The organism is uncultured Roseibium sp. (assembly GCF_947496995.1).
Taxonomy (GTDB): Bacteria; Pseudomonadota; Alphaproteobacteria; order Rhizobiales; family Stappiaceae; genus Roseibium.
On record NZ_CANMFD010000004.1, the window covers coordinates 284923 to 299087 of the forward strand.

Annotated in this window: 9 protein-coding genes; 6 read left to right on the forward strand and 3 right to left on the reverse strand. The window is 56.5% G+C overall.

Annotated elements, in window-relative coordinates; genetic code table 11:
* Window positions 1–447 precede the first annotated feature (447 nt).
* The 6 genes from Q1B40_RS17355 to Q1B40_RS17380 all read left to right on the forward strand — a co-directional run bounded on the left by Q1B40_RS17355 (window position 448) and on the right by Q1B40_RS17380 (window position 8562).
* Window positions 448–1941 (forward strand): flagellin, encoded by a 1494-nt coding sequence (locus tag Q1B40_RS17355; RefSeq protein WP_299817089.1) that lies wholly within the window; start codon window positions 448–450, stop codon window positions 1939–1941.
* A 693-nt stretch (window positions 1942–2634) separates the two neighbouring features.
* On the forward strand, window positions 2635–4128 hold the full coding sequence (locus Q1B40_RS17360) for a flagellin (RefSeq protein ID WP_299817091.1): 1494 nt from the start codon (window positions 2635–2637) through the stop codon (window positions 4126–4128).
* A 254-nt stretch (window positions 4129–4382) separates the two neighbouring features.
* Entirely contained in the window at window positions 4383–5876 is a 1494-nt protein-coding gene (locus tag Q1B40_RS17365; RefSeq protein ID WP_299817093.1) for a flagellin, read from the forward strand.
* Between the two features lie 288 nt (window positions 5877–6164).
* Window positions 6165–7658, forward strand: coding sequence for a flagellin (locus Q1B40_RS17370; protein WP_299817095.1), 1494 nt, complete (start codon window positions 6165–6167; stop codon window positions 7656–7658).
* Between the two features lie 90 nt (window positions 7659–7748).
* Window positions 7749–8243, forward strand: coding sequence for a flagellar biosynthesis repressor FlbT (gene flbT / locus Q1B40_RS17375; RefSeq protein WP_068417626.1), 495 nt, complete (start codon window positions 7749–7751; stop codon window positions 8241–8243).
* On the forward strand, window positions 8173–8562 hold the full coding sequence (locus tag Q1B40_RS17380) for a flagellar biosynthesis regulator FlaF (RefSeq protein WP_299817098.1): 390 nt from the start codon (window positions 8173–8175) through the stop codon (window positions 8560–8562). The genes flbT and Q1B40_RS17380 overlap by 71 nt, the downstream gene beginning before the upstream one ends.
* Window positions 8563–8989: 427 nt before the next feature.
* Here Q1B40_RS17380 and Q1B40_RS17385 read toward each other — a convergent pair whose 3' ends face one another.
* The 3 genes from Q1B40_RS17385 to Q1B40_RS17395 form a co-directional block, all read right to left on the reverse strand.
* Window positions 8990–10528 (reverse strand): flagellar protein, encoded by a 1539-nt coding sequence (locus Q1B40_RS17385; RefSeq protein WP_299817100.1) that lies wholly within the window; start codon window positions 10526–10528, stop codon window positions 8990–8992.
* 15 nt (window positions 10529–10543) lie between these two features.
* Entirely contained in the window at window positions 10544–12397 is a 1854-nt protein-coding gene (gene flgK, locus Q1B40_RS17390) for a flagellar hook-associated protein FlgK (RefSeq protein WP_299817102.1), read from the reverse strand.
* Between the two features lie 74 nt (window positions 12398–12471).
* Complete coding sequence (locus tag Q1B40_RS17395) at window positions 12472–13860, reverse strand: flagellar hook protein FlgE (RefSeq protein WP_299817104.1); 1389 nt, start codon at window positions 13858–13860, stop codon at window positions 12472–12474.
* Between the last annotated feature and the right edge of the window lie 305 nt (window positions 13861–14165).

Consider the following 14165-nt stretch of genomic DNA (forward strand, 5'->3'; position numbering starts at 1 on the left):
GTTTTGATTTCCGTCGACCAATGAGCGGCTCCCAAGTTTGCTGGTACACTGAAAAACGCTCCGCGTTCACTATAGCGTGTCGCGTCCAGGCAGGTTCATGAGGTCTGGAAGGTGCAAACTTCCGGCATTGCAGACCCGCCAGAGCCTGGCATCCACCTCCGTCTCCTTCGCAGCACAGGTGGACCAGAACGTTCTCCATCTCTTCTCAGCTCTCAAGACAAGTAAAGGCGGGCTCTGACCCGTTTTTTTTGGCCTTCAACCGGGGCAGCCCCACTCCTCCACCCCTTGCCGCTGATAGATTTTCGCCAATGAATTCAAGTTGTTAATATATAATTTACCCTAAAATGCGATCCATTTAACCAATGATTAGGGTTAACAGGAGATGATCCTAATCAACCTGCTCAGGAAGAGCAGAAGACATCGCGACCCCAGAAAAGGGATATACTTATGAACGACATTACCCTCTCAGCTGCCGTTCGGCAGAACCTTCTTACTCTTCAATCCACCGCAGATCTGATGTCCGGCGTCCAGAACAAACTGGCCACTGGAATGAAGGTCAACTCCGCTCTGGACAATCCGAACAGCTTCTTCACCGCTTCCGGCCTGAACTCACGTGCCAGTGACCTGTCCACCCTTTTGAACGATATGGGACAGTCCCTTCAGACCATCAAGGCGGCGGACAAGGGTATCCAGACCATCACGGATCTGGTGGAAACCGCAAAGGCGAAAGCCAACCAGGCGCTGCAGACACAGAGCCAGTATGAGCGGAAAACCTTCGCAGAGCAGTACAATGGCCTTCTCGAACAAATTGAAGACATTGCGAAGGACAGCTCCTACAAGGGCAAGAACCTCCTTGCCGGCGATGGCAACGACCTCACCACGATCTTCAACGAAGACTCCACGTCCAAGCTGAAAATCGAAGCCGTCGACTACACCGACACCACTCTGTCCGCCGGTCTGAACCTTTCGGATCTGGCAGAAGGCGAAGGCAGTGCGACATCCTTCCAGCTGGAAGGCGGCAAGAACACCTTCACACTTACGGACGCAGACGGTCAGGCGCTGAACTCCAGCTCCCTGCTCGCTTCCGCGAGCGGAATTTCGACAACCAACACCCTGACGCTGAACGAAGGCACCACCACCGCTGTCATTTCCGGCTCCACGCTGGCAGTCACGGCCGGGACCACCGTTCAGGACCTTCTCGATACCATCGAGAGCGTTCCCGGTGTTCGTGCGGAATTCGATGAAGGCACCGGCCAGGTCACCGTCTATTCCAACGACGACATCGCTCTTCAGAACGACGTCTCGACCACGGCTCAGCTTGTCTCAGTCAACGCGACCACGTTCTCCACAACGTCCGACACGCTGGTCGACAGCGGTTCCTTCGAAACAGGCGACACTCTGACCCTGACCGATGGCAACGGCTACGAACTCGGCTCGTTCGAAGTGGATGAAGACTCCACGGTCAATGATCTGGAAAATTTCATCAATGACTTCAGAGGCGTGTCGGCGGAATTCAATACTTCGACCGGCCGGATCGCGATCGAAAGCGAGACGGACCTTACGCTGGCCAGCGACAATGCCAACTTTGCCGCTGACGACTATACGGCGGACTCCGATGGCGTGACGATTTCCGCACTCAGCGACTCCGGGTTTGCGACGGACGGTGACATCAACCGGGTCATCGACAGGTTGAACAGCGCGCTTTCGACCCTCCGGTCCCAGGCTTCCGAGTTCGGTACAAACCTTTCGACAGTCGAGATTCGTCAGGACTACACCAAGACGATGATCAACACTCTGCAGGAAGGTGCCGGTCTTCTGACCCTGGCGGACACCAACGAGGAAGGTGCGAACCTTCTGGCTCTTCAGACCCGTCAGCAGCTTGCCTCGACATCGCTGTCCTTCGCCTCTCAGGCAGACCAGACGGTGCTCTCCCTCTTCTAGGCCAGCTAGAATCAGTCAGACAGAGAAGACACGTACAAACATCCGGAAACGGCGGGCCAAAAGCCCGCCGTTTCCTTTTCGTGCTTTGAACATAGCTACGGCTTCCGGATAATCTACTGCACTAAGACAGTGAGGGAAATTTCTGCTTCGGCCGGACGTATTCCAAACTAGGGTACGGACTCATAAAATTGTGCTTTCAGGTCGTTCAGAAAACGATTGGTTCCAAGGCGCAAGATCGCAGGAAACCTTTCTGGTTTTCAAGATTTTGCAACGCCGGAGACAATCGCTTTCTGAACGATCCGAAGGACATCAATCCGGCTGCGAAGCGCCGCGTCAAAGCCTTTGCCCCATGCACCAGCATGGCTCTTCAGGCTTTTCCAAACTCTTCTTTGCCGGGTTGATGCCTGGAAGTACAATTTTATGGGTCCGTACCCTAAACTGTCCGCAGTGCGGTAGTACGATAATTTATTGCCCTCACCTCTCTTTACCCAGAACCAGACAAGTTGATTCAGGCCGTACCGAACCGATGCTGCCGGGACAACGCTTACCAATACTGCCGCAACCCTTTCACCTCGCGTTAAGGTTAACGGTCGCTAACCATGTTTGTTTAGATTTTCTTACATTCCCAAGTCGTTTTATGTCGCCGGACCCAGGAAGGGTCTCTGTATCTTGTATTCCTAGAAAGGACACAAAATGGGTGACGTAACTCTCTCCAGCGCGGTTCGCGCAAACCTTTCATCCCTTCAGTCAACTGCTGAAATGATGTCCAGCGTCCAGAACAAACTGGCCACTGGTAAGAAGGTGAACTCCGCACTGGACAACCCGAACAGCTTCTTCACCGCTTCCGGCCTGACTTCCCGTGCAAATGACTTGTCCACTCTGCTGGACGACATGGGTCAGTCTGTTCAGACGCTGAAGGCTGCCGATGAAGGTATCTCCAGCATCACCAAGCTGGTTGAATCTGCAAAGGCGAAAGCTAACCAGGCGCTGCAGACACAGAGCCAGTATGAGCGCAAGCAGTTTACGGCACAGTACAACGAGTTGCTGACCCAGATTGAAGATCTGGCGAAAGACTCCGGCTACAAGGGCAAGAACCTGCTTTCCGGCGATGGCAACGACCTCACCACGATCTTCAACGAAGACTCCACGTCCAAGCTGAACATCGATGCTGTCGACTACACTGACACCAGCCTCTCCACCGGTCTGAACCTTTCCGACCTGGCAGAAGGCGAAGGCAGTGCGACATCCTTCCAGCTGGAAGGCGGCAAGAACACCTTCACGCTTACGGATGCAGACGGTCAGGCGCTGAACTCCAGCTCCCTGCTCGCTTCCGCAAGCGGAATTTCGACAACCAACACCCTGACACTGAACGAAGGCACCACCACCGCTGTCATTTCCGGCTCCACGCTGGCGGTCACGGCCGGGACCACCGTTCAGGACCTTCTCGATACTCTCGAGAGCGTTCCGGGTGTTCGTGCGGAATTCGATGAAGGTACCGGTCAGGTTACCGTTTACTCGAACGATGACATCGCTCTCCAGAACGACGTTTCCACCACCGCTCAGCTTGTCTCGGTGAACGCTACGGCATTCTCCACGACGTCCGACTCGCTGATCAACAGTGGTTCCTTCGAAACAGGCGACACTCTGACCCTGACCGATGGTAACGGCTACGAACTCGGCTCGTTCGAGATCGAAGAAGACTCCTCGGTCGACGACCTGGTGAACTTCATCAACGACTTCCAGGGCGTCTCGGCGGAATTCAATACTTCCACCGGTAAGATTGCGATGGAAAGTGAAACTGATCTGTCCTTGACGAGTGACAACTCGAACTTCAATGCAGACAGCTACACAGCCGACAGTGACGGTGTCACCATTTCCGCCTTGTCGGACTCCGGTTTTGCGACCGACTCCTCCATTGAACGGACAGTGGATCGCCTGAACACGGCACTGAGCACCCTGCGCACGCAGGCGTCGGAATTCGGTACCAATCTTTCCATCGTTGAAAACCGTCAGGATTTCACGAAGAGCATGATCAACACGCTCGAGGAAGGCGCCGGCAAACTGACCCTGGCAGATACCAATGAGGAAGGCGCAAACCTTCTTGCATTGCAGACCCGCCAGAGCCTGGCATCCACCTCGCTGTCCTTCGCGGCACAGGCGGACCAGAACGTTCTGCGTCTCTTCTAAGCTCTCAAAAAGCTTTCAAGACAAGGAAAGGCGGGCTCAGGCCCGCCTTTTTTTGGCCCTCAACCGAGGGGCCATCCCCACTCCCCCACTCCCTGCCGCTGATAGATTTTTGCCAACCACTTCAGTATTTTAACGATTCGTTAACTGCAAAATGCAATTAAGTTAACCAGTGATTAGGGTTAATAGAACATTATCCTGATCAACCTGCTCAGAATGAGCAGAAGACATCGTGACCCCAGGAAAGGGATATACTGATGAAGGACATCACCCTGTCAGCTGCCGTTCGGCAGAACCTTCTTACTCTTCAATCCACCGCAGATCTGATGTCCGGCGTCCAGAACAAACTGGCCACTGGAATGAAGGTCAACTCCGCTCTGGACAATCCGAACAGCTTCTTCACCGCCTCCGGCCTGAACTCACGTGCCAGTGACCTGTCCACCCTTTTGAACGATATGGGACAGTCCCTTCAGACCATCAAGGCGGCGGACAAGGGTATCCAGACCATCACGGATCTGGTGGAAACCGCAAAGGCGAAAGCCAACCAGGCGCTGCAGACACAGAGCCAGTATGAGCGGAAAACCTTCGCAGAGCAGTACAACGCCCTTCTGGAACAGATTGAAGACATTGCGAAAGACAGCTCCTACAAGGGCAAGAACCTGCTTGCCGGCGATGGCAACGACCTCACCACGATCTTCAACGAAGACTCCACGTCCAAGCTGAAAATCGAAGCCGTCGACTACACCGACACCAGTCTCTCCACCGGTCTGAACCTTTCCGACCTGGCAGAAGGCGAAGGCAGTGCGACATCCTTCCAGCTGGAAGGCGGCAAGAACACCTTCACACTTACGGACGCAGACGGCCAGGCGCTGAACTCCAGCTCCCTGCTCGCATCCGCAGCCGGAATTTCGACAACCAACACCCTGACGCTGAACGAAGGCACCACCACCGCTGTCATTTCCGGCTCCACGCTGGCAGTCACGGCCGGGACCACCGTTCAGGACCTTCTCAATACCATCGAGAGCGTTCCGGGCGTTCGTGCGGAATTCGATGAAGGCACCGGTCAGGTCACCGTCTATTCCAACGACGACATCGCTCTTCAGAATGACGTCTCGACCACGGCTCAGCTTGTCTCAGTCAACGCGACCGCGTTCTCCACGACATCCGACACGCTGGTCGACAGCGGTTCCTTCGAAACAGGCGACACTCTGACCCTGACCGATGGCAACGGCTACGAACTCGGCTCGTTCGAAGTGGATGAAGACTCCACGGTCAATGATCTGGAAAATTTCATCAATGACTTCAGAGGCGTGTCGGCTGAATTCAATACTTCGACCGGCCGGATCGCGATCGAAAGCGAGACGGACCTTACGCTGGCCAGCGACAATGCCAACTTTGCCGCTGACGACTATACGGCGGACTCCGATGGCGTGACGATTTCCGCACTCAGCGACTCCGGGTTTGCGACGGACGGTGACATCAACCGGGTCATCGACAGGTTGAACAACACACTTTCGACCCTCCGGTCCCAGGCTTCCGAGTTCGGTACAAACCTTTCGACAGTCGAGATTCGTCAGGATTACACCAAGACGATGATCAACACTCTGCAGGAAGGTGCCGGTCTTCTGACCCTGGCGGACACCAACGAAGAAGGTGCGAACCTTCTGGCTCTTCAGACCCGTCAGCAGCTTGCTTCGACATCGCTGTCCTTCGCCTCTCAGGCAGACCAGACGGTGCTGTCCCTCTTCTAGGCCAGCTAGAATCAGTCAGACAGAGAAGACACGTACAAACAACTGGAAACGGCGGGCCAAAAGCCCGCCGTTTCCTTTTCATGCTTTTCCGCTCTTCGGACACCTGAAAATTTTCGCTTGAATCTCAGATACTTAAAAGAAAGCTTTTGGTAACTTTTATTTACAACAGGTTAATGAGTGCATCACCGATTAACTTTCCCTTTAGTTTTACGCCATTGGTACCGGGTCTTCTTGCTCCAATGGAAGGCCAACTTGGCGAGTGCTGAATAGGAAACGTGGTGAAATCTGATGCCTGATATTGTTCTTTCCAGTGCGGTCCGGGACAATCTCCTGTCGCTCAAACAAACAGCCAGCCTCCAGTCGATCACGCAAGGTCGCCTTGCGACCGGTCTGAAGGTCAACACGGCTCTCGATAACCCGAATTCGTTCTTTACGGCGCAATCGTTGAATGACCGGGCGAGTGATCTGGCAAACCTGCTCGACAATATGGGTCAGGGCGTTCAGACGCTCCGCGCCGCCGACAAGGGCATCACATCCATCACCAAGCTGGTTGAGTCAGCCAAGGCAATCGCCAATCAGGCGCTGCAGACTTCCAGCGAATATGAACGCAAGCAATACACGAGCCAGTACAACGATCTCCTTCAGCAGATCGAGGACATGGCGGGTGACTCCGGATACAAGGGCAAGAACCTGCTTTCCGGTGCCGGCAACGAGCTGGAAGTGATCTTCAACGAGGATTCCACGTCAAACCTGACAGTCAATCCGGTTGATTTCACCGACACCAGCCTGGATGACGGGCTCAATCTCGATGACCTCGATCCGGGCGGAACCGGCACTTCTTCCTTCAATATCAATGGCGGAACGGCCACCCTTGACCTGTCCGGACTGCAGGCGTCCTCGAACCTGAGCGACCTGGGTGACTGGGCGAACGGGGATGTTGTCTCGATAACCGACAGTTCCGGCACCACGACATTCACGGTCGGTGCAACCATCACGACCGTACAGGATTACCTCGACGCTCTGGACGGTCTCAGCGGTGTTCATGCCAGCTTCGACGAGACAACCGACCTGATCACGGTTACCTCCGGTCTGGACAACACACTATCGATTTCAAAGGATGCAGCCGGCGGCGGCACCGCCACCAACGGTGGTACCGGCGCGACAGGCTCGACTACGCTGTCGGTCACTCCGCTCACCGCGGGTGCAACCCTGATATCCTCCGGCGGCTTCCAGGCCGGTGACACGATCACCATTACGGACGGCAATGATTTCGAACCGGCCTCGATTGAGATCGATGACGAAACCACGGTCGGCGATCTGGTAAGTTTCCTCAACAACGTCAAGGGCTTGGATGCCACCTTCTCCGGTGGAAGCATCAGTCTGATCGGCGAGGTGTCCTTCGACATCACCAGCGACAACGCGGACTTCAACAGAACGACGCTCGCGGCCGCAAGCGGAACAGTCAGCCTGGCCGCCGCTGCCTCGGAGTTCAAGACCGACACGGATATCGACCGTACCCTTCAGGCAATCAACGCGGCTCTGGACGAACTCAGATCGGCGGCCAGGGCCATGGGTACTGCCCTCTCCACGGTAGAGATCCGGACCGACTTCACCGAGCACATGATCAACACGCTCGAAGTCGGCGCAGGCAATCTGACCATTGCCGACATGAATGAAGAAGGCGCGAACATGCTGGCGTTGCAGACCCGCCAGCAGCTTTCATCGACTGCGCTATCGCTGGCGAACCAGGCGGATCAGAGTGTTCTGAGCCTGTTCGGTTAACACTTACAGTGTTTATCTTTAAAGTACCCGCAGCGGGCGTTAACCAATTCGTTAACGATTCGGGCGATACTCAGACGTGGAGGTCACGGAATGGCGCTCAAGGTTGAGCTGAAACCGGGCGAACGGATTATTATTGGTGATAGCGTTATCACCAACGACAATCAGCGAACCCGCCTTTTTATTGAAGGCCAGGCACCCATTCTGCGGGAAAAGGATATTCTCACACTTGCTACTGCAGATACCCCGGCAAAACGCGTCTATCTGGCCGTCCAGCTGATGTATCTGTCTACGGATGTCGAGAGAATCCAGGAGAATTACTTCACCCTCGTCAACGACATAGTGAAAGCGGCGCCCAGTACGATCCCTTATGTAACCAGGATCAGTAACGCGATAATAACCGGCGCCTTTTATAAAGCACTGAAAGAAGCACGCAAGCTTATCGAGTATGAAGGGACGCTGATCGGTCATGTACAAGCAGGCAGCGCAGGCTTACCAGAAAACGAGCCAGGTGGCGATGTCACCGAGGGAGCTGGAAGCGAATCTGCTGATGAAAGCCGCGGCACGGCTCCAGTTGATCAAGGATGAATGGGAAGACTCCTCACTTGCAGAGAAGGACGACGCACTCGTTTACAACCGCAAGCTCTGGACCATTCTTGTAACGTCGGCAACCAGCGCGGAAAGCGAGTTGCCACAGGATATCAAGAACAACATCGCCACTCTGGCGGTGTTCATTTTCAAGCAGACCATCACGATCATGACAGATGATGACGCAGGCAAACTGGCCTCCATCATCGGGATCAACAGGGCCATTGCGGAAGGCTTGCGATCGTCGCCGGAACTGGCATCAGGATCAACAGGGCAGCAACTGGAAGCCTCTGATCTCAAAGAGCAAAGCGCCGTCTGAACAGGACCGTTCGCACGCACCTGAATATGAAAGCCGGTATGATTTTCGTACCGGCTTTTTGCATGTCTGCAAGCTTTCAGGTCGTCCCTGACGCGTTGCCTTGACGACGTCCGGAGTACGGAGGAACCATCCGGACCGGAGGCAAGCAAAGCACGTCATCAGACGCTTGCCGGCCGGATCTCGCAAGAGCGACACGCCCTCCCCACCTTCACTGTCAAGCGCAACGCAACGCTGAGCCTGGGCTCAAGCATTTCCAGAGCGACTGTCGGATATGTCAGGAGACAGCCCATACGGCTGGATCTCGCACGCCCGGCCCCGATGGCAGACCAATGGCCTCTCTTCGCGGCTTTCGGGGTTCTGCCGAGGGCAAGGGTGCGAACTGGCAGATTTCAGGGGAATCATACCGTAGCGAAATCGTCTGCTGAACTTACAGGTAATCGGAGAGCGACAGATTGAAGATGATCGCCGAGGCCCGGTAGGACACCTCGATATTGTTCTGCAGCGTCAGGATCTGCGCAGCGACCAGTTCCTGATCGACACCCTCGATTTCCGCAATGGTGCCCTCATAGCTGTTCTTGGTCTGACTGTGCCGGTCATTCGTCAGTGACATCGTGCGATGCGTAATCGCGATGTCGGTCGAAATGTCGACGATGCCGGACTGATCCACGCCCGCTGGCTGCAGGATCGTCCGCATGTCCTTCGACAGGGCGTTGTAATATTCCTCGTCCGTCGAGGTCGCACCGGAAAAGTCGGCGGCCACGAAGGTCGCCAGGGACTGCACCAGCTCCTTGAGCGGGTCTTCGTTGGCCCGCACGCCGTAATTCACCGACAGGCTCGTATCGATCACGGCATTCTTGTCCGCGCGCGGGTCGTCGGTTGCCGTGTTGCGTCCCGTGTACCATTCAACCGTGGTCGATCCGCCGGCGACCAGAGCGGTCGCACTGTCGAATGGTGGGCCGTCCACACGCAGCGGCTCCTCGCCGGCGAAGGTGCTGAAGAACTCGTCCGACGCCCATTCGTCTGAAACCGCGCGCAACGTTGTCATCGCCTGGTTCTCGATTTCAGCGGCCACCGCATCGCGCAGGTTCTGGGCGGTCTCTTCGAGATCCGCACCGACGACGAAGGTCCCTTCCGCTTCGTCCGTCAGGGAGGCTGTCAGCTCTATCGAAATCGTTTCCGCATGATCCGGCGGCAGGCTCAGTTCGATCGTTATCGTTTCTCCCAGCGCCGGCTGGCCGGTGAAGGCAATATCGACGTTGTCCGGGTCCGCCGCGGCCGGGCCGGTGATCGTCACGTTGGTGAGCGACGATGTGACGGCGGAAATATCGAAGCCGAAGTCATGTGCTCCGTCTTCCGTAATCGAAAAGGTGGAATCGGTCGGATCGCCGAAGCCGTCGTAATTCGTCGTCAACGCCGAAATCGTCGTCCGACCCGTATTGGTCGCACCGAGATTGGCCTCGGCGAATTCGCTCATGTAGGTTCGCAGACCGTCAAGACCACCGGCGCCATTCAGGATGGTGTCCATGGAGGCGACCGGGCTGTCGATGGCATCCGTTCCGCCGAAAACATAGTATCCTGCAATTTCGGTATTGAGGATGTTGAGCGTTTCGTTCAGCAGAAGCTCGGCCCGCGACTGGGTCTGTGTCTGCCCGTCGTCCTGAACCACGAAGTCGTTGCTATCGAGCGCCGTTTTCGAGTCGCGCCGGATATCTTCCAGGCGGTCGAGTGACAGGTTCATCGTCTCCAGATGCAGATTGGCAACGGTGATCGTCTCCTGGAAGGTCTCGATCATGCTGACCTTCTGTGTCAGCTGAATATCCAGAAGGCGCCGGTCGCCGACGTCGCCGAAAGTGGTCCCGACTTTGCCCGTTGCCAGTTGCGTGGTCTTTTCGGCCAGCAGATCGTTCATCTCGCTGAGCTGACGCGTGATATAGTTTCTGGAGGTTGTGATGTTACCGATCGTCATAAGTCACTTCCCGCACTACACGATTGTCAGGAGCTCGTCGAAGAGATCCTTGATGGTCTGCATGACACGCGCATTGGCCGCATAGGCATTTTCAAGCTGAACCATGAAGGCAAGTTCCGCGTCCAGGTCCACCGCGTAGCTTTCCTCGTAGCGGACCGCCAGATTGACGGTCAGCGTTTCCTTCGAATTCGCAAATGTCGCCGCGTCCTCGGCCTGATTGCCCTGGAAAGCGACGGTGTGGTTCACAAAGTCCAGGACGGTGCCCTGGAAGGGTGTCGATGTGCTGCCGATACCTGCTGCCGGATCGAAATAGGTCGTTCCGCTCCTGAGCGCCTCGGACAGATACTGCGCCCGCGCCGGATCGTTGGTGGTGTTCGGCTCGGGCGTCGTCTGGTAGTTCACCAGAAGAGCGCTGTCGGCGAGCAGATCCGGATTGACGCCAATGCCGCTGGCATATCCAACCCGCTGGCCGCCGCCTTCCAGAGCGTCGGTGAAAAGCTCCGGCCCGTCCCGCTTGTCGACGAAGATCGCCAGCGCGAGCCCCTGGTCGGAATCGGCGGTGGCCGTGACTTCCGAAGACAGGCTTTGAACGCTGGTCGGCGCCGTGTTGTCGCCCAGAACGCGCAGATTGTCGGAACCGTCATTGCTGACAAGAAGTCCGGTACCGCCAAGCGCGGCAGTGATATTTGTGATGTAGGTCGCCGGCAAGCCGCTGGAGATATCGAAGCCGTAGACGGTGTCGCTGGGGTCCGCGGTTGCGGAGTTGTCCAGTGGCAGAAGCGTCGGATCGTCCACGGCCACCAGCGTCACCGTCTGCGCATCCCCGGCTGCGTCGGTATATTCCAGTGTGATCGTGTTTCCCGGCTGCATGCCGGACACATCCAGGTCGAAACCTTCGTCAAGGCCGACGGTCGCAGCCGTGCCGGACTCGGTGACATTCGAGAAAGCCAGCGAAATTTCCGCGGCGATCGTATCGAGCTGCTTTTGCGCTTCGAGCAGAATATCGTCCCGCAGTTCAGCGGTTGCCAGCATCGAGCCCGAGCGGGATCCGGAAATAAGATCGTAGGTGGTGCCACCGGCCGTTGTCACCAGAACCGAATTTCCGGGCTGCCCCGGCTGCAGGTAATGCGAGCTGTCGTATGTGAGTGTCGAGGCACGGGTATCCGCATATAGCTGCTGCCCTTCTGCCGTCTGGATGAAAAGCGTGTTGTTTTCTTCCTTGGTGACATTCACGTCCAGATAACCGGAGAGCTGCTCGACCAGCCGGTCGCGCTCGTCCTCCATTTCCGCGCTTGAAATCTCGGCCTGGGTCGCATCCCGGATCGCCACATCGATATCCGCAATGCTGGCGAGAAGACTGTTCACGGTTTCCGTCTGGCGCGCCAGACTGTCGTCGGCTTCCTGGCGCAGGTCCGTTATCTGGCTGTAGGACGAATTGAGCTCGCGGGCAAAGGCGTCGGCGAGCGCGACGACGTCACTTTGGGCTGCAAAGTTGCCCGGATCGTTGACCAGGAGAGACAGGGAGGATGACAATTCACCGGCCAGAACGGAAAGACCGCTGCTGTCGTCCCGTGTCCCGAAAATATCGTCCAGGCGGTCGGTGAAGTCGGAGATCTGCCGAGCGTAACTGGTATCGGCGATCGAGTTGAAATAGTCGGCCTGGATCTGCTCGTCGACGATCCGCCGCACTTCCGTCGCCGTGACACCGGAAACATTGCCCAGGGTGTCGAAATACACATTCGCCGAAACGGTCTTTTTCGAATAACCAGCCGTGTCAGCATTCGCGATATTGGCCGCCGTGACGTCCAACTGGCGCTGATTGTATTTGATTCCGAAGACCGCGGTATTCAGGGCACTTGTCAGTCCCATGGCGGTTTCTCCCAGGGTTACGCTACGGCTTGGCCGAAAGAACCGGCGGGTTGGAACCCGCCGGCGAGCTCAGATTACCTGACCATGTTCAAGGCGCTGTCGAGCATCTCATCGGCTGATGTGACGATCTTGGAGTTGGCTGAATAAGCCTGCTGCGTGATGATCAGTTTGGAGAATTCGTCCGCGATATCCGCGTTCGACAGCTCCAGCTTGTTCGAGCGGATCTGTCCGCCGCCGGTCAGATCCGGATCACCTGAAGACGATGTTGCCGCAAAGGCAGCCCCGTCCACGCGCTGCAGGTTCTGCTCGGCTTCGAAGGTCGCAAGTGGGATCTGGAAGACCGGGCGCTGCTGGTTGTTGGAATAGCTCGCGATCACCCGGCCGGATTCATCGACAGCAACCCCAACCAGTTCACCGGCTGCATAACCGTCCTGATCGAGACTGACGGAACTCGCCGTACCGTCCGCATCCGAATACTGCGTCAGCGCGCCACCACCGAAGGATATTTCGACATTGGAAACGGTTGTTCCGCCGATGGTCAGGCTGGCGATGGTGAAGTTCTCGTTGGCGAAGTCGGCGGTACCGATACCCAGGGTACCGTCCATGCTGCTCAGTTCGCCGGTGTCGTCGAACGTCACTTCCCCGACGTTGTACCAGGTGTCCCCGGTATCTTCACCGGTCGCGATGTACATGTTCCAGGTGTCTTCGACAGGCGGCAGAGCTCCTGTATCCTCGTTCGCTGTCTTGGCGTAACGCACCTCGACGTTCATCGCCGTACCGTTCTGGTTATAGATGCTGATCGACCCGCCGGAGATGGAGCTGTCGAGGAAGTCCTGATTATCGGCGGCATCGACATTGCCGGTGCCAACCGACCCGTTCAGCAGCGCCGATGCATCGGTATCGGCATAATCGTTCGGCTGCGGGATGCGCGGCAGGTTGGCCTGGTAGTCAATCGTCGTAGTTGCGGAGGCTGCCAGCGGCTGGTTCTCCACACGGATCACCGAGGCTGCATCGCCGATCGCATTGCCCGTTTCAGGGTCGAGAGGAAAACCCTGCAGATAATATCCCGCGCCGTTGATGAGATAACCTTCCTGGTCGCGCTCGAAATCGCCGGCGCGTGTATAGAAAGTCTCTTCGGCGAAAGACGTCGAGCCGTCAATGACATCGGAGGCCCGGGTCACGACGAAGTAGCCCTCGCCGTTGATCGCCATGTAGGTATCCACGTCGACATCCGTAATGTCGCCCTGGATCGTGTTGGTGGCGCGCGATGTGGACGTGGTGGTACCGGACACCTGCGCAGCCTGGGTATAACCGCCGCCGGATACCAGATCGGAGAAAGTCGTATCGAGCCGTTTGTAGCCGGTTGTCTGCGAGTTGGCGACGTTACCGGAGATATTCTCCAGCGCCGTTGCCTGCGCAGTCAGGCCGGAAACCGCCGTATTGATAGCCCCATAAATACCCATGTTTCGTCCTCTTGATAGATTGGGCACGATTGACGAGAGCTTGCGCCCCTATTCGGCCCTTCACCCGCAAGGGGCGTGCCAAGTCGGAAGAATGAAATTTTATTGTTTTAATTCAATAACTTGAATAACAAGCCCGTCTGTGAGGATGCAAAAACCACCCGGCAAGCATCAGCGTGAAGGGCAAAAACTTCCTGCCGTGATGGGCAAGACTGTCCATATGCACAGGCTGCAGGCTCTCCGCCTCTTTACGCACTTGCGTCGGGAAGCCGGGCCTGCCACTTTTCGCGCAACGAATTCAAGATGGA